Here is a 22,523-nt window from a genome sequence, read left to right on the forward strand (position 1 = left end):
TTATTCCTTTTCCAAATCGCTTGACCAGATTAATGGGTTTTCACCAAAGTCCCGTCCAAGATCGTATTCAACTGGTTGGAATCCCATATGAACCCAAAAGTCTCTAGAATTTACTCTCGGGTTTGTCTTAATCGGAAGACCGAAATTTTTGGCAAATGCTACTAAAGCAGAACCGTACCCTTTGTGCTGGTAATCTGGTAAAACTTCAAGCTTCCATAGCTCTAAATAGTCACATGGTGGTTCAAAGTAGCGGTTGTATTTAGCGTCTACTTGATACAAGCTCATACGTGCTACAAGCTTATCACCAAAATAAATTCCGTAAAAAGGAGATTCACTATCATTCTCTATAATATTTGCCTCTAAATCCTCTACCATCGAGAGCTCTTGTAATCCATATTCCTTAAACTTTTTAAACTCTTCTAGTGTTTTATAATTTACTTTTAGTTTTACAACCTTGTACCCCATATACCTTCCCCCTTGTCTTGTTGCAGTGAAATTCGTTTTATTTTGTATAAGTTTATTTCCCCTTGAATAAACATGAATGGAATCTTCACTACTGCAAATGAACTAGAATTGCTTTAATTATATAACAAATTAACGAAAAATTCTGCTTAATATTTAAGAAAACGCTTTCAAGATTAGAAGGAAATTGGCATTCTAATGAAGAAATGATCTTAGATGCTTCAAATGTCCAATTAGAAAGGGGAACAAAGATGCAAAAGATTCTTATTGCTAATCGGGGAGAGATAGCTTCAAGAATTATAAAAACATGCAACAAGATGGGTATACAAACCATTGCTATTTATTCAGACGCAGACAAGGATTTACCTTTTGTATCCGAGGCAACAATTTCCTATCGAATCGGTGAAGCTCCTGTCGGTAAGTCATATATGAATCAAAAAGCAATTTTACAGATAGCTAAAAAAGAGAAGGTAGATGCTGTCCATCCTGGGTATGGGTTTTTATCAGAAAATGCTAGCTTTGCCGAAGAAATTAGAAAAGAAAGTTTTATTTTTATTGGACCGAATCCCAATACCATACAAATGATGGGAGATAAAATCCTTTCACGTGAAAAAATGTTGGAAGCAGGGATTCCCGTTGTACCTGGTAGTAATGAAGCGCTTACGACAGAAGAAGACGCAATAGCAGTAGCAAATTCAATAGGTTATCCTGTGATTTTAAAAGCAAGCGGAGGTGGTGGTGGGATCGGAATGGTCCGGTGTGATGACGAAAAAACTCTCCGAAAAAACCTGGAAACTACCCAAAAAAGAGCAAAAACTTATTTTGCAAATGAGAAAGTATATGTTGAAAAGTACATACAATACGCACGCCATATAGAAGTCCAAATATTTGGTGACAAGGCAGGGAATATTGTTCATTTATTCGAAAGGGATTGTTCGATTCAACGTCGTCATCAAAAGGTTATAGAAGAATCACCTTCTCCATTTTTATCAAAGAGTGTTAAAGAGAAAATGCTCCAAGCGGCTGTACGGGCAGCAAAAGCAGTAGGGTATGAGAATGCTGGAACAGTAGAATTTATCGTTGATGAAGAGGAGAATTATTATTTCCTTGAGATGAATACAAGATTACAAGTCGAGCATCCAGTTACAGAAGCCATAACTGGCTTAGATCTTGTAGAATGGCAAATTCTCGTGGCGAGGGGAGAAACATTGCCTTATAAGCAGGAGGAGCTGGAATCAAAAGGGCATGCCATTGAATTTAGATTATATGCAGAAGATCCTGTGACCTTTATGCCTTCACCAGGGCATATTGAGGTATTGGATTGGGGGAAAGGTGATACGAGAGTGGACTTTGGATATAAAGCGGGTGTAGCGGTAACTCCTTATTATGATCCAATGATCGCGAAATGTATTGTTCATGCGGAAAATAGAGATGAAGCTATTGAAAAAGCAACAGTTTTTTTTAATCAATTTCAATTACAAGGAATAAAAACCAATGCTCCATTATTTAAGCATATTTTAAACGACACTGACTTTAAAACCGGCAAGTATTTTACTAATTACTTATCTATAAAAAGATTTAACTAACAAGGGGGAGTTTTTATGGTGCAAATTACATCTACTATGGCGGGGACAATTCTTCAAATCAACATCTCAGTTGGTGATCAAGTTGAAAACAATCAAGAAATTGCTATCCTGGAATCAATGAAAATGGAAATTCCTGTGGAAAGTCAAGAAGCGGGAAGAGTGAAGGAGATAAAGGTTGCTGAGGGTGATTTTGTTAATGAAGGAGACGTCTTAATCGTACTGGAATAAAGAGATAAGGCCATTAACCAGACGAGGAGGGAAAAAGATGGAGAAGCATTTTTCGGAACAATTAGGGGAAAGAATTAGGAAGATTGAAGACGGTGGTCACAAGAAGTATCATGAGAAACTTGAGGAACAAAAAAAGCTTTTTGTCAGAAAGAGATTAGAGCTTTTATTTGATGAGGGCATTTATGAGGAGGATGGAAAGTTTGCCAATTGTAAAAAGGAGGATCTTCCAGCAGATGGTGTTATTACAGCTTTAGGGAAGATTAAGGGGCGGACGGTTTGTGTCATGGCCAATGACTCCACTGTGAAAGCTGGTTCATGGGGAGCTAGAACGGTAGAAAAGATTATACGAATTCAGGAAGTGGCTGAGAAATTAAAGGTTCCCCTTCTGTACTTGGTTGATTCAGCAGGGGCTCGGATTACTGATCAACTTGACATGTTTCCAAATCGCCGGGGGGCAGGTAAAATATTCCATAATCAAGTGAAACTATCAGGGATGATCCCTCAAATTTGTATTTTGTTTGGTCCATCTGCAGCAGGTGGAGCTTATATTCCTGCGTTCTGTGATATTGTAATTATGGTCGATGGAAATGCCTCGATGTACCTTGGGTCACCACGTATGGCAGAAAAGGTTATTGGTGAAAAGGTTACATTAGAGGAGATGGGCGGAGCAAGAATGCATTGTTCGGTCAGCGGCTGTGGGGATGTACTTGCTCAAAGTGAAGGTGATGCAATTGAACAGGCTATTACCTATTTGCAATATTTCCCACAAAACTTTCAGGGAAAGCCAAGCATAATCAAAGCCGTGGATGCAAAATTTGAAAAGCATCTCGAGGAGATTATACCCTCAAATCAAAATGCACCATTTAATATGTATGACTGTATTGATACATTGGTGGATGAAGGAAGCTTCTTTGAGATAAAAAAACTGTTTGCAAGGGAACTTATTACCGGATTGGCTAGGATGAATGGCAGGGTGGTGGGTATTATTGCCAATCAGCCAAAGGTGAAGGGGGGCGTCTTGTTTATTGATTCAGCTGATAAAGGAGCAAAGTTCATTCAATTATGCGACGCGTTTCATATCCCATTATTATTTTTAGCAGATGTTCCAGGCTTTATGATTGGTACAAAAGTAGAAAGAGCTGGAATTATTCGCCACGGAGCTAAATTAATTGCCGCCATGAGTTCAGCTACCGTTCCAAAAATCTCCGTCATAGTTAGGAAAGCTTATGGTGCTGGATTATACGCGATGGCTGGTCCTGCATTTGAACCGGATTATTGTGTGGCGTTACCAACAGCTCAAATTGCCGTCATGGGTCCTGAGGCGGCGGTAAACGCAGTATACTCGAATAAGATTAATGAGATCTCTGATCCTAAAGAGCGGTTAGCCTTTGTGAAAGAGAAGCATGAGGAATATAAAGAGCATATTGATATTTACAAATTAGCTTCCGAATTAATTGTTGATGACATTGTAGGGGCGAATGATTTGCGACAGGTGTTGAGTCAGAGATTTTCCATGTATGAAACAAAGGATGTTGTATTCAGCACAAGAAAGCATCCGGTGTATCCTGTGTGATAAAGGCCTCTCTTCTGGAGGTCTTTTTTGATACGAATGACCTTTCTAATACCTTCTTTCAGTTTATTCTGGTAAACTAATAGTAATATTGACGCATCGAGGGAGATAGAATGAAAATTGCGATCATTGGCGGTGGAGCAATAGGTCTTTTGTTCGCTTCTTACTTACAAGAAGAAAATGATGTAATCCTTTACACGAGGTCAGAGAATCAGAGTGAAAGTATACGTACGAATGGGTTGGTAAGGAAAAATGGTGAAGAATCGTTCTGTTTGCCTATAAACGTTCGACCGATTAGTCAATGGGACGAAACTGGAATTGAACTTGTAATTCTGTGTGTGAAGGAATATATGTTAGATAAAATAGTAAAGAACCTAACTTTTTCTGCCAACATACCATTATTGTTTGTTCAGAATGGAATGGGACATTTAGCTCTTCTAAAAAAAATAAATACAAGATCCCTATTTATAGGTTCTGTTGAGCATGGAGCATTAAAAGTAAATAACCATACGGTGAATCATACAGGTATTGGGGTAACGAAACTAGCAATATTTCGAACGGTTGAAGCAGACCGGTGGATACTTGATGAACTTATCTTACAGTCCATAAAGAATTTTCCTGCTCAATTTGAACAGGATTACATGGTCATGCTAACGAAAAAACTCGTTGTGAATGCGGTAATAAATCCTTTAACAGCTATATTAGGTGTTACCAATGGAAGTCTTTTAACAAATAAATACTATCTAATGTTATTTGAACAGTTGTTTGATGAGATTTGTCTTGCACTAAGTTTAGACTCTCATACTTATCATGAAAATCTTGTTCACGTGTGTAAAAATACAGCGCAAAATGAGTCGTCTATGCTGAAGGATGTAAAAAATGGAAGAAGAACAGAAATTGATGCCATTCTCGGGTATGTTCTAAAGGAAGCACAAAGGAAGGAAATAAAAGTGCCGCTCACTTTAGCCTTTTATCATTGCATTAAAGGCAAAGAAATAAAGGAGGAGGGGATGTAAATGGGAAGCTTTTTTGCTACAGTATTTGCCACATTAGTGACCGTTCCAATTATAGGGTATTTTGTTGTCTTTGTTATTGCTAAGCAGATTACAAAAAAACATAGAAAAGCAGTTCATATTGCTTTGGATATCACTACGGTGCTTTTTATCCTTTCAGTTCATTATCTTATTGTTACGATCTGGGATTTTTCATTACTGTGGTTAATTCTTATATTAATGATTGCCATGGCCATTTTATCTTTACTCCTTCAGTACAAATTAAATGAAGAAGTTGATTTGAAAAAAGTGTTCCGGGGATTTTGGAGGTTCAATTTCTTATTATTTTTTTCTACCTATATCATATTAATATGCGTAGGTATCTTTTTAAGTGTAACAGAATCAATTAGGTGAACGAATTCATGTTGAAGATGCAAAGGTTTTTATTTTCCATAAACACAGTGCTATACTGAAGATTAGAAATACTGTAAAGAGAAAGGAAGTACATAAATGGAGATGGTTAATCTCTTTCTCCCATCAACGAATCAGTTTGCTACCGATTATAGTACTGGGAATTCATTCATACGTCCGTTATTTCATTATCAATTTCAAGAAAATGAGAGCTACAAGAAAAGAGTAAAGGATCTAGAAAATATAAGTTTTAAAAGGGAAGAGCTTGCTGACTATATTGGGGAGTATATGAGTAAGTTCCCTAGTTCGAACGAGGTTGATACATCAATTTCTAAATTAAGAAATCCTGATAGTGTGGTGGTCATTGGAGGACAACAAGCTGGTATATTAACCGGACCTCTATACAGTATACATAAGATCCTCTCTATTATTTTGTTTGCTAAGAAGCAGGAAGCAGAACTGTCTGTTCCGGTTGTTCCGGTTTTCTGGATAGCGGGTGAGGACCACGACTATGATGAAGTGAATCATATTTTTGTAGAAAAAGACAATCAACTCGAAAAGTCAATCTACCCTGAGAAGCTTCTTGATAAACGAATGGTTTCTAATATTGAGATCAAGAAGGATGTTTTAAGAAATTGGGTTACTGACATCATCTCCTCCTATGGCGAGACGGAACACACGAATTCCCTGCTTCATTTTGCAGATGCTGCGATTGAGAAGTCAGTAACGTTAGTTGACTTTTTTGCACATATTACGATGAGTCTGTTTAAAGATTATGGTTTACTTATTGTGGATTCCGGCGATAAGGGATTAAGAAAACTGGAAAAAGAATACTTTATTAATCAAATTAAAAGTACAAAAGAGATCACCGAAAAGGTAAAAAAGAAGCAGCGAGAACTCGAAGGCATAGGAATGGCACAAACGATTGTAATTAACGATCATTGTGCAAACCTCTTTTATTATGATGAAAATACTCATGAGAGAATTTTATTAGATTATATTCCAGAACGACAACAATTTATAGGTGCGTCTGGTTCTATCTCTTTTTCCTACGATGAAATGCTAGAAATTGCTAGTGAGTTTCCTGAACGCTTAAGCAATAATGTCGTTACGAGACCACTTATGCAAGAGTGCTTGTTTCCAACATTAGCGTTTATTGCAGGACCAGGAGAGATTGCGTACTGGGCTGAATTAAAAGAATTGTTTGAGCATTTTGATATGAAAATGCCACCGATTGTTCCACGGCTAAACATTAGTTTGATTGAACGAAATGTGAGCTCAGACATAGAAGAGCTAGGGTTAAAGCTAGAAGACGTGTTAACTGCTGGAACGAAAAAACAAAAGGAATTATTTCTAGATGCCAACCGTGACAGTAGTTTTCAGACATTGTTTGCTCAAACAAAAGACCAGCTAGTCGAAAACTACCTGAAAATTGAGAGAAAGACCGAGCAACATTATAAGGGCATGCTTACATTGTTGAAAAAAAATGAAAGCTTACTTTTAAAGCAAATTGATTTTATGGAAAATCGACTTGAACTTGCGTTGCTACAAAAGCATGAAGTGGTTATAGAAAAATATAATCGAATCGAACGTAAACTGAAGCCTTCCGGTTCACCGCAAGAAAGAATCTGGAACCTCTTTTATTTTCTTAACCATTACGGACTCTCGTTTGTTGATGAATTATTAACACAACCGTATTTGTTTGATGGAAGTCACCAAGTGGTAAAATTATAAACTAGGAAAGACCTTGTCGTTATGATAAGGTCTTTTTTGTCGGTTTTTATAAATTTTTATATGATTTTAAAGCTTTTTATAAGAAAAAGGGGAATCATTCTCATTCTATTTTTGCAGGAAAATAACAGTGGGGGGAGAATTTATAAAAACATGTGGAGGAAAGTGGGGGATTGTGGTACATTTAGGGTAGAGAGTGGGGGTAGCGGGCATGTTTATGGGTGAATACCATCATAATGTTGATACGAAGGGACGTCTAATTGTGCCTGCAAAGTTTCGTGAACACTTAGGAGAAACCTTTGTGCTAACGCGCGGCTTAGATCAATGTTTATTTGGTTATCCTCTTAGTGAATGGGATCAGATTGAGGAAAAGCTCAAAGGGTTACCATTAACTAAAAAAGACGCTCGTGCATTTACCCGTTTTTTCTTCTCAGGTGCGACTGAATGTGAAGTGGATAAACAAGGAAGAATAAACATTGCTACTCCACTAATGCAATACGCAAAGCTTGAAAAAGAATGCGTCGTTCTCGGAGTCTCAAACCGAATTGAAATTTGGAGTAAGACATTATGGGAAGAATACTTTACAGAATCTGAGCAATCTTTTGCTGAAATTGCAGAGAATATGATTGGATTTGATATTTAAGGATTCTATTCATGGGCGTAATTCGAAAGGTGGACAACAATGTTTGAACATACTACCGTGCTTTTGCACGAAACTGTTGATGGACTCAATATTAAACCAGATGGTATATATGTGGACTGTACAATGGGTGGAGCGGGGCATAGTGCGCTTATCCTATCCAAGTTGTCAAAGGAAGGAAGATTATTTGCCTTTGACCAAGATGACGTTGCCATTGGAAATGCAAAGGGAAAATTAGCTGCATATGAAGGGCAATTAACTATTGTGAAAAGTAATTTTCGATACCTGCAAGAGGAATTACACAAGCTAGGAATTGAAAAGGTTGATGGAGTTCTATATGATTTAGGCGTTTCCTCCCCACAATTAGACACACCAGAACGAGGATTTAGTTATCACCATGATGCCCCTTTAGACATGAGAATGGATCAACAGGCAGACCTCTCCGCATATGACGTTATTAATTCCTGGAGTTTTGAAGAGCTTGTGAAAATATTTTTTAAATATGGAGAAGAAAAATTCTCTAAACAAATTGCTAGGAAAATTGAGGCGGCAAGAGAAATAAAGCCAATCTCAACAACAGGAGAGCTAGTGGACTTGATTAAAGAGGGAATACCTGCTCCAGCTCGAAGAAAAGGTGGACATCCAGCTAAACGAATTTTTCAAGCAATCCGAATTGCAGTAAATGACGAATTAGGTGTATTTGAAGATTCGTTAAATCAAGCGATTGATTTACTGAACCCTGGTGGAAGAATTAGTGTCATTACTTTCCACTCATTAGAGGACCGGATTTGTAAGGTGATATTTAAGAAGGCGAGTGACACACCAGACCTTCCAAAAGGATTGCCTATTATCCCGGATGAGTTCAAACCAGAACTAAAGTTAATTACGAGAAAACCAATTGTGCCATCAGAAGAAGAATTAGAACAAAACAATCGAGCACGTTCGGCAAAGTTACGTATTGCCGAAAAGCTGTAAACCTATCTAGGAGGGAATAGGATGAGTAACTTAGCAAGGAAGCTTCAGCAGGAACAGCAGCAACAAACCGTACAAGCACCTCAAAAGGTAAGAAAGACCAACTCATGGTTGTCTCCTGGAGAGAAAATCCTTGGTGTCACTTTTTGTGCCGCTCTATGCTTTGGTGCCGTACATATTATTTCAAATCAAGCGGCGATTTATGAGTTAAATAAGGATATACAAAATACCTCTGTTAAATTAGAGGACCAGCAGAAGATTAATAATGACTTAAGAATGCAAGTGGGAGAGTTAAGCACTCCAGATCGAATCCGTAGCATGGCAGAAAAGCTTGGATTAAAGCTTAATGACAATAATGTTAAGGTTGTGCAGGAGTAATGACAAAGAAACAGCCCAATATGAATGTGGGAGCAGCGATATTATTTATAATATTTAGCCTGCTCTTTTTTGTCTTAATTTTTCGGTATGTAACGATTTTGGCAACAGGAGAAGTGCACGGGCAGAATTTGTCTGCTTTAGCTCAGCAAAAATATGAGAAAGAGGCAACAATTGAGGCTACAAGAGGAACGATCTATGACAACAATGGTGAAGTGATTGCAGAAGATACAGCTTCCTTCAAGTTAGTTGCGATTTTGGATGAAACATTAACCACTAGTCCTAAAAATCCAAGACATGTCGTTGATAAAGAAAAGACGGCTAGAGAATTGTCAAAAGTGATTGATTTAGAAGAATCAGAGATTTATAGAATTCTTTCTAAAGAGGGTGCTAAGCAGGTAGAGTTCGGAACGAAGGGTAGAGATATTTCAATTCAAGTAAAAACGGAAATTGAAAATCTAAAACTTCCAGGAATTACATTTATACGTGGATCAAAGCGTTTTTATCCAAACGGCATTTTTTCCTCTCACGTAGTTGGCTATGTGGATGTGGATGAAGAAACGAATCAAACGGTAGGGCAACTTGGAATTGAAAAATCAATGAACGAGGAATTAACCGGAATTAATGGGAAAGTAAATTACCCGGGTGACTTTTGGGGATATATCCTACCCGGCGGTGAGGAAAATGTAACAGCTGCTAAAGATGGATATGATATTTATTTAACACTCGATAAAAAGATCCAGACACTTCTGGAGGATGCTATGAACAAAGTGGTTGAACAGTATGATCCAGCTAAAATGGTCGCGGTAGTAGCTGATCCAAAGACCGGTGAAATTTTAGCGATGGCGCAAAGACCAACGTTCCATCCAACAACAAGAGAAGGGATTTCTGACACGTGGCATAACGAAGTGATTGAAAACTCATTTGAACCAGGATCGACCATGAAAATTTTCACACTTGCTGCGGCTGTTCAGGAAGGTGTTTTTAATCCGAATGAGGGGTACCAATCAGGTTCATATAAACCAACGGAAAATTCGCAAAGGATTCACGACCATAATGGTAGCGGGTGGGGTACGATTTCCTATTTAGAAGGATTACAAAGATCATCGAATGTAGCGTTTGCTAAACTTGTGAAGGAAAAGATCGGGTATGATACGTTTCGAGAGTATTTAACGAAGTTTGGATTTGATCAGCCAACTGGGATTGACCTTCCAAACGAAACGAGTGGAAAGATCGTTTACCAATACCCAATCGATAAAATTACAACAGGATATGGACAAGGTACAGCCATTACACCCATTCAGCAAATTCAAGCAGCGACTGCCATTGCAAACGGTGGTAAAATGGTGAAACCGCATGTTATTGATAAGATAGTAGACCCAACCTCTGGAAAGATAATTCAACAAACAGAAACAGAAGTTGTTGGAACACCAATCTCAGAGCAAACCGCGAACCAGGTTCTTGAGTATCTAGAGACAGTTGTAAGTTCTCCAAAGGGAACTGGGTATAACCGATACAATATTGAGGGCTATCAAGTGGCTGGGAAAACAGGTACTGCGAGTATGACACAAAATGGTGTGTACTTAAATGGGAAGAATGACTATGTGTTCTCGTTTTTAGGAATGGCACCTGCAGATGATCCACGATTAATTATTTATGTTGCGGTACAGCAGCCGAAAGTAGACCATTATTCAGAAGGGTCTGTACCAGTTTCCATGATTTTTAATCCGGTGATGAAAAATAGTCTTCAGTATTTAAATATTGAACCAGCTGAGCAAGAAGAGGTAGAGCCAATTACTGTTCCAGATTTCTTAAATAAAAATGTTGGAGAAACTGAAGAGCAAGTAACTAGTTTTGGAGCTCATACCATTGTTATTGGAAATGGAACAAATGTAATTGCACAATCTCCACAAGCAGGGGAGAAAATACTTGCTGGAGAAAAGGTGTTCGTTGTAACAGATGGAGACTTGACAATGCCAGATGTTACAGGCTGGTCCTTAAGAGATGTTGTAAAGATTGCCTCGCTTGCTGATTTACAATTGAGTACGACTGGCAGCGGCTATGTAACAAAGCAAAATATTAGTGTAGGAAGCGTTGTGGTAGCGGGTGATCATTTAGTGATTCACTTAAAGGCACCGACAGAAGAAGAAACAAAGCTTGGTGATGATGCTTCTGAAGAAACGGGAACAGAAACAGAGGAAGGCACAGAAGAAAAAGCAGAAGAAGATGAATCAGAATAAGCTTAGAACGTACAAGTGATGCTTGTGCGTTCTATTTTTTTTTGTACAAGCATATAGTGGAACGAGCCATATATGTTGTTAGGAGGTTCTAACGAAGATGCGAGTGTCAAATGTTACAGTACGAAAAAGACTAACGATCTCACTTTTAGTAGGGTTTCTCATTTTCTTTATTATTGATGTAAGGCTAGGGTATGTACAATTTGCATTAGGAAATATTTTAACCGATGGAGCGAAAGATCTTTGGAGTCGGAATATTCCTTTTGAACCCGAGCGTGGTGAAATTGTCGATCGTAACGGTGTTGCACTCGCTACAAATAAAAGTGCACCGACCGTTTATGTCGTGCCAAGACAGGTGAAAGATCCTGCGAAAACATCAGAGCAGCTAGCTGCCGTATTAAACTTTTCAAAAGAGAAGGCGTACCAATATGTAACAAAGAAAGCGTCGATCGTAAGAATTAATGAGGGGCGAAAAATTACCCATGAAAAGGCGAATGAAGTTCGTGACTTGAACTTAGAAGGCGTGTATATCGGAGAAGATTCAAAGCGCCACTATCCGTTTGGGAACTATTTATCTCATGTTCTCGGTTTTACAGGGAGTGATAATCAGGGATTAACAGGACTTGAAGCGTATTATGACAAAGAGCTCATGGGGGAAGAAGGTTCTGTAAAATTCTATGCAAATGCCAAAGGACAAAGAATGAATGATATGGCAGATGACTATGAGGCTCCTGTGGATGGATTGGATTTGAAACTAACCATTGATTCAAAGGTACAAACGATAGTAGAAAGAGAGTTGGATAATGCGCAGGCACAATATAATCCTGACGGTATGATAGCTATAGCTATGGACCCGAATACCGGAGAGATTTTGGCTATGTCAAGTCGGCCAGGATTTGATCCAGCAGAGTTCCAAGAAGTGAATCCTGAAGTGTATAACCGAAATCTCCCTGTTTGGAGTACGTATGAGCCAGGGTCTACCTTTAAGGTTATAACGCTAGCAGCTGCACTTGAAGAGGGGAAAGTAGATTTAGAGAATGATCACTTTCATGACTCTGGATCGGTCAAGGTTGGTGGAGCAACTCTAAGATGCTGGAAACGAGGGGGACATGGTTCACAAACCTATTTGGAGGTTGTACAAAATTCCTGTAACCCAGGTTTTGTTCAATTAGGTGAAAGTCTCGGGAAAGATACATTATTTAAGTATATAAAGGATTTTGGATTTGGACAGAAAACAGGAATTGACTTACAAGGAGAAGGAAGGGGGATCCTATTTAATCTAGATCGAGTCGGACCAGTTGAATTAGCTACGACTGCATTTGGTCAAGGGGTATCAGTTACACCTATTCAACAGGTTGCTGCGATATCGGCGGCGATTAACGGTGGTACATTATACACCCCTTATATTGCGAAGGAATTAGTTGATCCGCGAACCGGTGAAGTTGTAATGAAAAAGTCACCAGTAGCGAAACGAAAGGTAATTTCAGAAGAAACTTCAGAGAAGATCCGATATGCTCTTGAAAGTGTTGTGGCACAAGGATCAGGAGGAAGAGCCTTTGTTGAAGGCTACCGAGTGGGTGGTAAAACAGGAACAGCGCAAAAGGTAAAGGACGGAAGGTATATGGAAAATAATCATATCGTTTCTTTTATTGGATTTGCGCCAGCGGACGACCCACAACTCGTTGTGTATGTGGCTGTTGACAATCCTAAGGGAACTACTCAGTTTGGGGGAGTTGTATCCGCGCCAATCGTAGGCAGCATTATGGGTGATAGTTTGAGAGCTTTAGGAGTAGAACCTAGAAAGGGTCAGCTAGAAAAAGAGTACAAGTGGCCAGATGTACCAATGATTGAGGTTCCTGATGTAGTAGGGATGACCAAAACAGAACTTGGCGATTTATTTGTTAATTTAAAAATTGAAACCTCTGGAGAGGGTAATGTTGTGGTAAAACAAACACCGGAAGCAGGGGTAAAGTTAAAAGAAGGATCAACCATTCGATTGTATTTTGATAATGTGGAACAGAAGGAAGACGACAAAGAGAAAGAAGAATAGACTGATTCAGTGTGAAGGCGGCGAAGTTTTTTCGCCGTCTTTTCAAAATGCTACATTATAGAATAGCGAAAAAGGATAACTTCATGTAAAATAGATGGGCGCATGCTTTTTTTTGGAAGTAGGTTAAATTATGAGAGGATTTGAGGAAATGAAACTACATACACTGGTCAATCACCTTCAACCGCTTGTTCCTTTCGAGGGTGAAAATCCAGACATATTACACATACATAATGACAATCGTAAAGTAACAGAAGGTAGTTTATTTATTTGTATAAAAGGCTTTACTGTCGATGGTCATGATTTTGCTGAGAATGCGGTTAAGTCTGGTGCAGTAGCTGTTATAGCAGAAAGACCATTACAAGTGAACGTACCTGTTGTAATTGTAAAAGATACAAAACGTGCAATGGCAATTATAGCAGATGCTTTTTATGGACAGCCAAGTCAGAAAATGAAAGTTGTTGGTATCACCGGGACAAACGGGAAAACAACAACGAGTCATATTGTCGACCATATTTTGAAAGAGGCAGGCAAAAAAACCGGGCTGATTGGGACCATGTATACGAAAATTGGAGAAGATGTTCTTGAAACAAAAAATACCACACCTGAAAGCTTAATCTTACAGAATATCTTTCACCAAATGATTGAAAAGCAAGTTGATTGTGCTGTTATGGAGGTTTCCTCTCATGCGCTAGTGGAAGGAAGAGTTCATGGCACAGACTTTGATGTTGCTGTGTTTACAAATTTATCACAGGATCATTTAGATTTTCATGGATCGATGGAGGAGTACAAAAGAGCAAAAGGTTTATTGTTTGCCCAGTTAGGGAATAAATTTACACTCAATCAACCGAAATATGCTGTACTGAATGCTGATGATGAAGCTAGTGTACAGTACGCTCATTCCACTTCGGCACATATCCTAACATATGGAATTCAACAGGATGCAGATATTAAAGCGACCAATATTTCCATGTCAGCTAAAGGCACCTCTTTCTTATTAACTACTCCTATCGGCTCAACTAACGTGACGATCAAACTTGTTGGGAAATTTAATGTATATAATGTACTCGCCGCTATAGGTGCAACACTGGCACTTGGAATTCCATTATCTGTTATAACCGACGCTTTAAGCATGATGGAAGGTGTAGCAGGAAGATTTGAACTTGTCGATGCAGGGCAAAACTTTACGGTTATAGTAGATTACTCGCATACACCTGATAGTTTACAGAACGCACTTGAGACCATTAAAGAATTTGCTTTAGGGAAGACTCATGTGGTCGTTGGCTGCGGAGGGGACCGCGACCGTACAAAGAGACCATTGATGGCAAGAATCGCATGTGATTATGCTGATGAAACCATTTTTACTTCCGATAATCCAAGAAGTGAGGATCCATTTGAGATTTTAAAAGAGATGGAATCAGGGGTTATAGGAAGAAAATATAAAGTCCTCGAAAATCGAAAGCAGGCAATTTACGAGGCGATTACTCAAGCTGAGAAAAATGATATTATTCTCATTGCTGGAAAAGGTCATGAAACCTATCAGCAAATTGGCAAGGATATTCACCATTTTGACGACAGACTCGTTGCAAAGGAAGCCATTTTAGAACAAAATAAAGCGTAAAGCAAGAAAGGCTAGAATTCACATGATATTATACAAATTTCCACATGAAAAACTTCTGAATACAAAGGAACAAACATATGATATTGCTGTACTACATAAACAGCTTATTCATACTAGTGTTTCCGTGATGGAAAAAGTGGGGGGAAAGTGATGGAGCAAGTTATATTATTCACGATATTAGTGGGATTTCTCATTTCGGTCATCCTATCCCCAATTTTGATTCCGTTTTTAAGAAGGTTGAAATTCGGACAAAGCATTAGAGAAGAAGGACCTAAATCGCATCAAAAGAAATCAGGTACTCCGACGATGGGTGGAACGATGATTTTATTATCTATCGTTGTTACAACTATTGTGATGACATCGAAATATTCGGAGCTTTCCGTACAAACATACTTACTACTTTTTGTAACAATAGGGTTTGGTCTTTTAGGATTTTTAGATGACTTTATTAAAGTGGTCATGAAGAGGAATCTAGGGTTAACTTCTAAACAAAAGCTATTTGGACAAATCGTAATCTCGTTTATTTTTTACTTTATTTTAAGACAAAATGAATTTTCAACAACAGTCTCCATTCCGCTAACAGATATTAGTTTTGACCTTGGTTGGATGTATGTTTTTTTTATCATTTTCTGGTTGGTCGGGTTTTCAAATGCAGTAAATTTAACAGACGGTCTAGATGGCCTAGTTTCGGGAACAGCAGCTATTGCTTTTGGAGCTTTTGCTGTATTGTCTTGGTACCAGGGAGCATATGATGTAGCCATTTTCTCTTTGGCAGTTGTTGGTGCTGTACTAGGATTTCTTGTGTTTAATGCACATCCCGCTAAAGTGTTCATGGGAGATACGGGTTCTCTTGCTTTAGGAGGAGCGATCGCTACCATTGCTATCTTAACTAAGTTAGAAATTCTGCTAATAATCATCGGAGGAATATTTGTTGTTGAAACATTGTCTGTGATTTTGCAGGTAATCTCCTTTAAAACAACGGGTAAAAGAATATTCCGTATGAGTCCTTTGCATCATCATTATGAGTTAATTGGTTGGTCTGAATGGAGAGTAGTTGTCACGTTCTGGACAGTTGGGTTATTATGTGCAGTATTAGGAATCTATATCGAGGTGTGGTTGTAATTGAGAGATATTAAAGATTATGTTCATAAAAAAGTACTTGTACTTGGTTTAGCGAAGAGTGGGGTCGGTGCAGCAAATTTGTTGCACCGTTTAGGTGCGTTTGTCACTGTAAATGATAATAAGCCATTATCTGAGAACCCTGAAGCTCAAGGGTTGCTTGAACAAGGAATTACAGTTATTTGTGGAAGTCACCCAGTCGAGCTTTTAGATGATGGCTTTGAGCTTATCGTAAAGAACCCAGGTATTCCTTATCATAATGAGATGATCCAAGTGGCCATTGAAAAAGGAATTCCTATTATTACTGAGGTGGAGCTTGCGTATCAAATTTCAGAAGCTCCTTTTATTGCCATAACAGGTACAAATGGAAAAACAACAACAACCACTCTTATTTTTGAAATGTTAAAGGCGGGAAATAAAGCGCCTTTAATTGCGGGGAACATTGGAACTGTTGCATCAGAAGTGGCTCAGGAAGCAACATCTGAAAATACGATTGTTATTGAACTATCATCGTTTCAGCTAATGGGAATTACAACATTTAAGCCGAGGATTGCTGTACTCACTAATCTGTATGATGCTCATTTAGACTATCATGGTACCAGAGGAGAGTATTGGAGTGCGAAAGCAAATATAACGAAGTACCAAACAGATGAAGATTACTTTATCGTGAATGGAGATCAAGAGAGCACATTCGAAATAGGCCAAAGAAGCAACGCGGTCTGTGTTCCTTTTTCTACAAAACAATTTCAACCAAATGGTGCCTATGTATTAGATGATTATCTGTACTTTAAAGAAGAAAAGATTATTGAAATCTCTGATATTGTTTTACCCGGTGAGCATAACCTTGAAAATATCCTTTCAGCAGTAGCAGCTGCAAAGCTTACAAATGTTTCAAACGAAGCAATCGTCGAGGTACTGACCACCTTTACTGGTGTTAAGCATCGTCTTCAATATATTGGAGAAATCGAAGGGCGTAAGTTTTATAATGATTCAAAAGCAACGAATATATTAGCAACAGAAAAAGCTTTATCTGCATTTAAAACACCTATTGTGTTACTTGCCGGAGGATTGGATCGTGGAAACGGGTTTGACGAGTTAATTCCATTCTTACAAAATGTGAAAACTGTTGTCACGTTTGGACAAACGGCTCCTAAAATTGAGGAGGCAGCACAGAAGGCAGGAATAAAAACAATAGTCCGTGTCGATAATGTGGAAAAAGCCGTACCTGTTGCCTTTACACACTCAAGTCCAGGAGATGTGATCCTCTTATCACCTGCATGTGCTAGCTGGGATCAATACAAAACTTTTGAGGTTAGAGGAGACATTTTTATCAATGCGGTGCATAAGCTTAAGTAAGGGCTTGTCTTATGGAGACTATTGAACGTAATGGTATCTAATTAAGGTGTAATCCTCACTGTAAGCCCTAAAACTTGCATTCGAGGTGTGTTCTTTTGCCGACTAAAAAAGCTACTCCAGATCTGATATTATTGATTGTAACATTTACCCTATTAGCGACCGGATTAATTATGGTTTATAGTGCGAGTGCCATTTGGGCTGACTATAAATTTGACGATTCCTTTTATTTTGCCAAACGACAAATGTTGTTTGCTGGGGTCGGAATTGTGGCCATGTTCTTCATTATGAATGTCGATTATTGGACGTGGCGAACTTTCGCAAAAATGATCATAATCATCTGTTTTGTCCTTCTTGTTCTTGTACTCATCCCAGGGATAGGAAATGTAAGAAACGGCTCCCGAAGCTGGATTGGAGTTGGGGCGTTTTCTATTCAGCCTTCAGAGTTTATGAAGCTCGCGATGATTGCGTTTTTAGCAAAGTTTCTTTCGGAAAATCAAAAAAAGATTACTTCTTTTAGAAAAGGTCTAATGCCATCCCTTGGCTTAGTATTCCTAGCCTTCGGGATGATTATGCTACAGCCAGATTTAGGGACTGGAACGGTGATGGTTGGAACATCTGTTGTCATGATTTTTATCGCTGGTGCTAGAATTGGCCATTTTGTGGGCTTAGGATTGCTAGGGGTTATTGGGTTTGTTGGGCTTGTTATATCAGCCCCTTATCGGATTAAGAGGATTACCTCCTTTTTAGATCCATGGGAGGACCCACTCGGCAGTGGTTTTCAAATCATTCAATCTCTATATGCGATTGGTCCAGGTGGATTATTCGGTTTGGGATTAGGGCAAAGTAGACAAAAGTTCTTCTATCTACCTGAACCACAAACTGATTTTATCTTTGCTATCTTGGCGGAGGAATTGGGTTTCATTGGAGGCTCTTTTGTTCTCCTTTTATTCGCTTTATTATTATGGCGTGGAATTCGAATTGCTTTAGGTGCTCCAGATTTATTTGGTAGTTTTTTAGCAGTTGGAATTGTTGCAATGGTCGCTATTCAAGTAATGATTAACGTGGGTGTAGTTACAGGATTGATGCCGGTTACTGGAATTACTCTTCCGTTTCTAAGCTATGGAGGTTCTTCCTTAACACTCATGCTTATGGCCATTGGGGTGCTACTAAACGTTAGTAAACACTCGAAATTATGAGATAGGTATGCTAAGAACCCTGTAATTCATGCAGGGTTCTCTTCTGTTTATTATTACATTTAGATGACAATCGTTCGTTGTTTTTCGATTTGTCGTTTGAAATATAGTAAAATGGGGTAAAACGTGAGGGTGATTTTTTTCAGATTACATCATGACTATCATCTGTGAATAGTTGATTTTTCAACGTTAAGGAGAGTGGAAAGAATTGCGTATAGTTGTAAGTGGTGGTGGAACCGGTGGTCATATTTATCCGGCTCTAGCCCTTATTAGAGAGATACAAAAGGAACATAAAAATGCTGAGTTTTTATATATCGGTACCGAAAAAGGATTAGAAAACACCATTGTTAGAAGAGAAAATATTCCTTTTCAATCAATACATATTACTGGGTTTAAACGTAAGCTTTCAATAGATAATGTGAAAACGGTATTTAGATTTTTAAAGGGTGTTCAAAAAAGTAAGCAATATTTAAAAGAATTTAAAGCAGATGTTGTCATAGGAACAGGCGGGTACGTATGCGGTCCTGTTGTTTATGCTGCTTCTAAGCTCGGAATTCCAACCATCATACATGAACAAAACAGTGTGCCAGGATTAACGAATAAATTTTTAAGTCGATATGTTGATAAGGTTGCTATTTGTTTTGAAGAAGCCAAAAGCTATTTTCCTCAAGAAAAGGTGGAGCTTACAGGGAATCCTAGGGCATCTGAAGTATTAAATAAGGATGGAATTAAGGGAAAGCTGTCTGTTGGTTTAAAAACGAATGTCCCATCAGTGCTAGTAGTAGGTGGAAGTCGTGGGGCGCGACCAATCAATGAAGCGATTTTAAAATCATTATCAGTGCTTAGTGAAAAACCTTATCAGGTATTATATGTAACTGGAGAGGTGCACTATGATGAAGTACTTAAAGAAGTGGAATTGGTAGGTAATCCTGATAACGTAATTGTTAAGCCTTTTATTCATAATATGCCAGAAGTGCTTGCAGGAATGGATTTAATTGTTGCTCGAGCAGGTGCAACGACGTTAGCTGAATTGACATCATTAGGAGTACCAAGCATACTAGTTCCTAGCCCCTATGTAACAAACAATCACCAGGAAAAAAATGCTCGCGCCTTAAGTGATCATGGTGCTGCCATACTAATGCTGGAAAAAGACTTAACGGCTACTAAATTAATAGAGCAAATGGATTCTCTCTTACTTCATAAAGAGAGCTTAAAAGAAATGAAGCAAGCGGCCTATAAATTAGGAATTCGTGATGCGGCCCAGAGACTGTATCAATTAATGGAGACGTTATTAAAAGAAAGAAACAGTCGATAATGAATCCTTAGTTTGTAGCCTAGATTTGACACGATGCATAAGATAAAATAACTCCGACTGAAAGGGGAGGTAGGAATGATTGGATTAGCTGAAGAACTAAAGCAATCTAAGATTGGAACGGTTAAAGAAAATGAGCCAATGGCGAATCATACAACGATTAAGATTGGTGGACCTGCAGAACTTTTTGTAGAGCCCTCATCAGTAGAAAACTTAGAAACGACCATGAATTTGATCCGAAAGTACAAAGTACAGTGGATTGCTATTGGAAGAGGGTCAAACTTACTCGTGGCTGATCGAGGAATTTCCGGTGTGGTCATTAAACTTGGTTCAGGGTTAGATAAGGTTGAGATAAATGGTACTACACTTACGGTTGGTGGTGGACACTCACTTGTGAGCTTGGCCACCTCAATCAGTAGAAAAGGGCTATCAGGATTAGAGTTTGCTAGTGGGATTCCTGGATCTGTCGGTGGGGCAGTGTTCATGAATGCCGGGGCACACGGATCTGATATTTCAAAGATACTTGACAAAGCGCTTGTACTATTTGAAGACGGTTCATTAGAATGGGTTTCGAATGAGCAAATGGAATTTTCTTATCGAACCTCTGTGCTGCAAAAAAAACGTCCAGGAGTTGTTGTTGAAGCAGTATTTTCATTGAAAGAAGGAAACAAGGATTCTATTTTTAGTGAAATGCAAAAGAACAAGGACTACCGAAAAGAGACACAACCTTGGAATTTCCCGTGTGCAGGCAGTATTTTTCGAAATCCACTGCCAAATTATGCAGGTAAGTTGATTGAGGTTGCTGGCCTAAAGGGTTACCAAATCGGTGGGGCTAAGATATCAGAGATGCATGGGAATTTCATTGTAAATACAGGAAATGCAAAGGCAGATGATGTTTTACAGTTAATTCAGCATGTCAAGGATACAATATATGACTTGTATGAAGTAAAAATGGAAACAGAAGTTGAAATAATAGGAATAAAATAGGATGAATGTCCCCCTTACAAAGTATCACTATATGATATAATAAATACTTGGGAAATTACTTATTACCTAAAAATAACGGCATGATTTCTCGTGCCGTTGTTTTCACTTATAAAAAATTATTGGATTATCAATTTATTACTCAAAATATAGTTGCATTGGTGAGGTGATTGGATTGGATCAAGGGAAAATAGTCTCGATTGAAGAACGGATTCCCAAGTTGAAACAACAAAGACGAAAAAAGGCTAATAGAAGACTGGTCACTTTATTAAGTTTATTCTTCTTGTTAATCGTTTGTGTCGTTTATTTCCAATCACCGTTAAGTCATATTAAAAGGATAAGTGTTTCTGGTAATGACTTATACAAGGCTGAACATCTAGTGGAAAGCAGTGGCTTGTCCACTGGTATGAATATTTGGAAGCTCGATAAAAAAGAAGTGGAAAAGGAAATAGAAAAGCTTCCGGAAATAAAAACAGCAACAGTAAAATGGTCATTCCCTAATAATGTATTAATCACTGTAAAGGAATATGATCGAATAGCAGTTATTGCAAAAGAAAATTCGTTTATTCCCGTTTTAGAGAATGGTGAAATACTTGAGGATGAGGGAAGTACGAGCTCACCTTCTAATGCTCCAATATTAATTGGTTTTACAGAAGGAGAGATACTTGAAGAGATGGTTAGTAGCTTGAAAGAGCTCCCGTTTGAAATTCTTTACTCCATTTCTGAAGTGAATTACACACCGAAAGAAACGGATCGTTTCCATATTTCTTTATACATGAATGATGGAAATGAAGTAAGTGCATCTTTAAGGAGCTTTTCAAAAAAAATGATACATTACCCTTCCATCGTGAGTCAGTTAGATCCATCACAAAAGGGAGTCATTGATTTAGAGGTTGGTTCGTATTTTAAATCATACGAATCAGGAGGAGTTGAAACAAGTGAAGAAGAGGGTGAAGGGTAAACATGTTATCCTCTCGTTAGTTTTCCTTGTATTAGGATATATGGTGTCTTTTTCTTACCACTTAACTAAACAGGAAAAGGCACAAAATACGATATCGGACAAGCAATGGAATCGGGATTTAGAATTGCGCAATCAGTTGATTGCTCAGGAAGAAAGAAACCGAGAGCTTCAAAATGAGTTAAAGGAAAAACAAGATAAAATTGTAGAGATTGAAGAAGCATTAGCGAAAGAAGAACAAGTTTTCTTCAATATTGCAGAAGACGCAGAGAAATATCGTATGTTTGTAGGGAAAGTTAAGGTAAAAGGAAGGGGAGTAAAAGTGTCCCTTGCTGATGGTGACTACAATCCAAATGAAGAAAACATTAATAACTATATTGTTCATGAGCATCATGTCTTTAAAGTAATTAATGAGTTATATATATCGGGTGCTGCGGCAATTGCGATAAATGGGCAAAGGCTCACACATAATTCCTATATTCTTTGTAATGGTCCAGTGATTGAAGTGGATGGCTATCAGCATCCTGCTCCATTCGTAATTACGGCTATTGGTGATCCTGATGTCATGACCTCTGCATTGAATATAACAGGTGGAATTAAAGATATGCTTGTAAGTGACAATATTGAAGTAACGATCGAGAAAAAAGAAGAAGTTATTTTAGATCCACTATTAGGTACTTAACTCATTTGCAAGTTTTGTCCACAAATATTGTAGAAAGCTAGGTGATT

20 protein-coding genes are annotated in these 22,523 nt (G+C 38.3%); 19 read left to right on the plus strand and 1 reads right to left on the minus strand.

Going from position 1 to position 22,523, the window contains the following annotated elements:
• Positions 1-465 carry an N-acetyltransferase gene (locus ACQ5H4_RS04610; RefSeq protein ID WP_430773821.1) on the minus strand — a complete coding sequence of 155 codons (465 nt, stop codon included), beginning with the start codon at positions 463-465 and terminating at the stop codon, positions 1-3.
• Between the two features lie 248 nt (positions 466-713).
• Between ACQ5H4_RS04610 and ACQ5H4_RS04615 the strand changes: the two genes are divergently transcribed.
• From ACQ5H4_RS04615 to ACQ5H4_RS04705, 19 genes are all read left to right on the plus strand, one after another.
• Positions 714-2,048 carry an acetyl-CoA carboxylase biotin carboxylase subunit gene (locus tag ACQ5H4_RS04615; protein ID WP_430773822.1) on the plus strand — a complete coding sequence of 445 codons (1,335 nt, stop codon included), beginning with the start codon at positions 714-716 and terminating at the stop codon, positions 2,046-2,048.
• A 15-nt stretch (positions 2,049-2,063) separates the two neighbouring features.
• A complete protein-coding gene (locus ACQ5H4_RS04620) occupies positions 2,064-2,276 on the plus strand; it encodes an acetyl-CoA carboxylase biotin carboxyl carrier protein subunit (protein WP_430773823.1) in 213 nt (70 codons plus the stop codon).
• A 37-nt stretch (positions 2,277-2,313) separates the two neighbouring features.
• Positions 2,314-3,849 (plus strand): acyl-CoA carboxylase subunit beta, encoded by a 1,536-nt coding sequence (locus tag ACQ5H4_RS04625; RefSeq protein WP_430773824.1) that lies wholly within the window; start codon positions 2,314-2,316, stop codon positions 3,847-3,849.
• Between the two features lie 110 nt (positions 3,850-3,959).
• The gene (locus ACQ5H4_RS04630; RefSeq protein ID WP_430773825.1) at positions 3,960-4,862 is read left to right on the plus strand and encodes a 2-dehydropantoate 2-reductase; all 903 of its coding nucleotides are present in this window, start codon (positions 3,960-3,962) and stop codon (positions 4,860-4,862) included.
• Complete coding sequence (locus tag ACQ5H4_RS04635) at positions 4,863-5,252, plus strand: DUF3397 domain-containing protein (RefSeq protein WP_430773826.1); 390 nt, start codon at positions 4,863-4,865, stop codon at positions 5,250-5,252.
• Between the two features lie 96 nt (positions 5,253-5,348).
• On the plus strand, positions 5,349-6,983 hold the full coding sequence (gene bshC, locus ACQ5H4_RS04640) for a bacillithiol biosynthesis cysteine-adding enzyme BshC (RefSeq protein ID WP_430773827.1): 1,635 nt from the start codon (positions 5,349-5,351) through the stop codon (positions 6,981-6,983).
• Positions 6,984-7,191: 208 nt separating this feature from the next.
• A complete protein-coding gene (gene mraZ / locus ACQ5H4_RS04645) occupies positions 7,192-7,623 on the plus strand; it encodes a division/cell wall cluster transcriptional repressor MraZ (RefSeq protein ID WP_251515898.1) in 432 nt (143 codons plus the stop codon).
• A 39-nt stretch (positions 7,624-7,662) separates the two neighbouring features.
• Entirely contained in the window at positions 7,663-8,595 is a 933-nt protein-coding gene (gene rsmH, locus ACQ5H4_RS04650; RefSeq protein ID WP_430773828.1) for a 16S rRNA (cytosine(1402)-N(4))-methyltransferase RsmH, read from the plus strand.
• A gap of 21 nt (positions 8,596-8,616) precedes the next feature.
• Positions 8,617-8,970, plus strand: coding sequence for a cell division protein FtsL (gene ftsL, locus ACQ5H4_RS04655; protein WP_119707451.1), 354 nt, complete (start codon positions 8,617-8,619; stop codon positions 8,968-8,970).
• Positions 8,970-11,207: a penicillin-binding protein gene (locus ACQ5H4_RS04660; protein WP_430773829.1), complete on the plus strand. Its 2,238-nt coding sequence runs from the start codon at positions 8,970-8,972 to the stop codon at positions 11,205-11,207. The genes ftsL and ACQ5H4_RS04660 overlap by 1 nt, the downstream gene beginning before the upstream one ends.
• Before the next feature lie 97 nt (positions 11,208-11,304).
• The gene (locus ACQ5H4_RS04665) at positions 11,305-13,254 is read left to right on the plus strand and encodes a stage V sporulation protein D (RefSeq protein WP_430773830.1); all 1,950 of its coding nucleotides are present in this window, start codon (positions 11,305-11,307) and stop codon (positions 13,252-13,254) included.
• Between the two features lie 148 nt (positions 13,255-13,402).
• Positions 13,403-14,872, plus strand: coding sequence for a UDP-N-acetylmuramoyl-L-alanyl-D-glutamate--2,6-diaminopimelate ligase (locus ACQ5H4_RS04670; protein WP_430773831.1), 1,470 nt, complete (start codon positions 13,403-13,405; stop codon positions 14,870-14,872).
• Between the two features lie 147 nt (positions 14,873-15,019).
• Positions 15,020-15,994: a phospho-N-acetylmuramoyl-pentapeptide-transferase gene (gene mraY, locus ACQ5H4_RS04675; protein WP_430773832.1), complete on the plus strand. Its 975-nt coding sequence runs from the start codon at positions 15,020-15,022 to the stop codon at positions 15,992-15,994.
• Positions 15,995-17,347: a UDP-N-acetylmuramoyl-L-alanine--D-glutamate ligase gene (murD, locus tag ACQ5H4_RS04680; RefSeq protein ID WP_430773833.1), complete on the plus strand. Its 1,353-nt coding sequence runs from the start codon at positions 15,995-15,997 to the stop codon at positions 17,345-17,347.
• 95 nt (positions 17,348-17,442) lie between these two features.
• Entirely contained in the window at positions 17,443-18,543 is a 1,101-nt protein-coding gene (gene spoVE / locus ACQ5H4_RS04685) for a stage V sporulation protein E (protein WP_119707456.1), read from the plus strand.
• Positions 18,544-18,748: 205 nt separating this feature from the next.
• Positions 18,749-19,855, plus strand: a complete 1,107-nt coding sequence (gene murG / locus ACQ5H4_RS04690) for an undecaprenyldiphospho-muramoylpentapeptide beta-N-acetylglucosaminyltransferase (RefSeq protein WP_430773834.1) — start codon at positions 18,749-18,751, stop codon at positions 19,853-19,855.
• 75 nt (positions 19,856-19,930) lie between these two features.
• Positions 19,931-20,839, plus strand: coding sequence for a UDP-N-acetylmuramate dehydrogenase (gene murB, locus ACQ5H4_RS04695; protein WP_430773835.1), 909 nt, complete (start codon positions 19,931-19,933; stop codon positions 20,837-20,839).
• Positions 20,840-21,002: 163 nt separating this feature from the next.
• Positions 21,003-21,797, plus strand: a complete 795-nt coding sequence (locus tag ACQ5H4_RS04700) for a cell division protein FtsQ/DivIB (RefSeq protein WP_430773836.1) — start codon at positions 21,003-21,005, stop codon at positions 21,795-21,797.
• Positions 21,775-22,476: a DUF881 domain-containing protein gene (locus tag ACQ5H4_RS04705; protein WP_430773837.1), complete on the plus strand. Its 702-nt coding sequence runs from the start codon at positions 21,775-21,777 to the stop codon at positions 22,474-22,476. The genes ACQ5H4_RS04700 and ACQ5H4_RS04705 overlap by 23 nt, the downstream gene beginning before the upstream one ends.
• Positions 22,477-22,523: the final 47 nt, after the last annotated feature.

Source organism: Bacillus coreaensis (assembly GCF_050586445.1).
Lineage (GTDB): Bacteria > Bacillota > Bacilli > Bacillales > Cytobacillaceae > Robertmurraya_A > Robertmurraya_A coreaensis.

Bases quoted from the DNA above. Each gene is read 5' to 3' on its own strand.
- ACQ5H4_RS04610 (WP_430773821.1), bottom strand. From the start codon at position 465: ATGGGGTACAAGGTTGTAAAACTAAAAGTAAATTATAAAACACTAGAA.
- ACQ5H4_RS04615 (WP_430773822.1), top strand. From the start codon at position 714: ATGCAAAAGATTCTTATTGCTAATCGGGGAGAGATAGCTTCAAGAATT.
- ACQ5H4_RS04620 (WP_430773823.1), top strand. From the start codon at position 2,064: ATGGTGCAAATTACATCTACTATGGCGGGGACAATTCTTCAAATCAAC.
- ACQ5H4_RS04625 (WP_430773824.1), top strand. From the start codon at position 2,314: ATGGAGAAGCATTTTTCGGAACAATTAGGGGAAAGAATTAGGAAGATT.
- ACQ5H4_RS04630 (WP_430773825.1), top strand. From the start codon at position 3,960: ATGAAAATTGCGATCATTGGCGGTGGAGCAATAGGTCTTTTGTTCGCT.
- ACQ5H4_RS04635 (WP_430773826.1), top strand. From the start codon at position 4,863: ATGGGAAGCTTTTTTGCTACAGTATTTGCCACATTAGTGACCGTTCCA.
- bshC (WP_430773827.1), top strand. From the start codon at position 5,349: ATGGAGATGGTTAATCTCTTTCTCCCATCAACGAATCAGTTTGCTACC.
- mraZ (WP_251515898.1), top strand. From the start codon at position 7,192: ATGTTTATGGGTGAATACCATCATAATGTTGATACGAAGGGACGTCTA.
- rsmH (WP_430773828.1), top strand. From the start codon at position 7,663: ATGTTTGAACATACTACCGTGCTTTTGCACGAAACTGTTGATGGACTC.
- ftsL (WP_119707451.1), top strand. From the start codon at position 8,617: ATGAGTAACTTAGCAAGGAAGCTTCAGCAGGAACAGCAGCAACAAACC.
- ACQ5H4_RS04660 (WP_430773829.1), top strand. From the start codon at position 8,970: ATGACAAAGAAACAGCCCAATATGAATGTGGGAGCAGCGATATTATTT.
- ACQ5H4_RS04665 (WP_430773830.1), top strand. From the start codon at position 11,305: ATGCGAGTGTCAAATGTTACAGTACGAAAAAGACTAACGATCTCACTT.
- ACQ5H4_RS04670 (WP_430773831.1), top strand. From the start codon at position 13,403: ATGAAACTACATACACTGGTCAATCACCTTCAACCGCTTGTTCCTTTC.
- murB (WP_430773835.1), top strand. From the start codon at position 19,931: ATGATTGGATTAGCTGAAGAACTAAAGCAATCTAAGATTGGAACGGTT.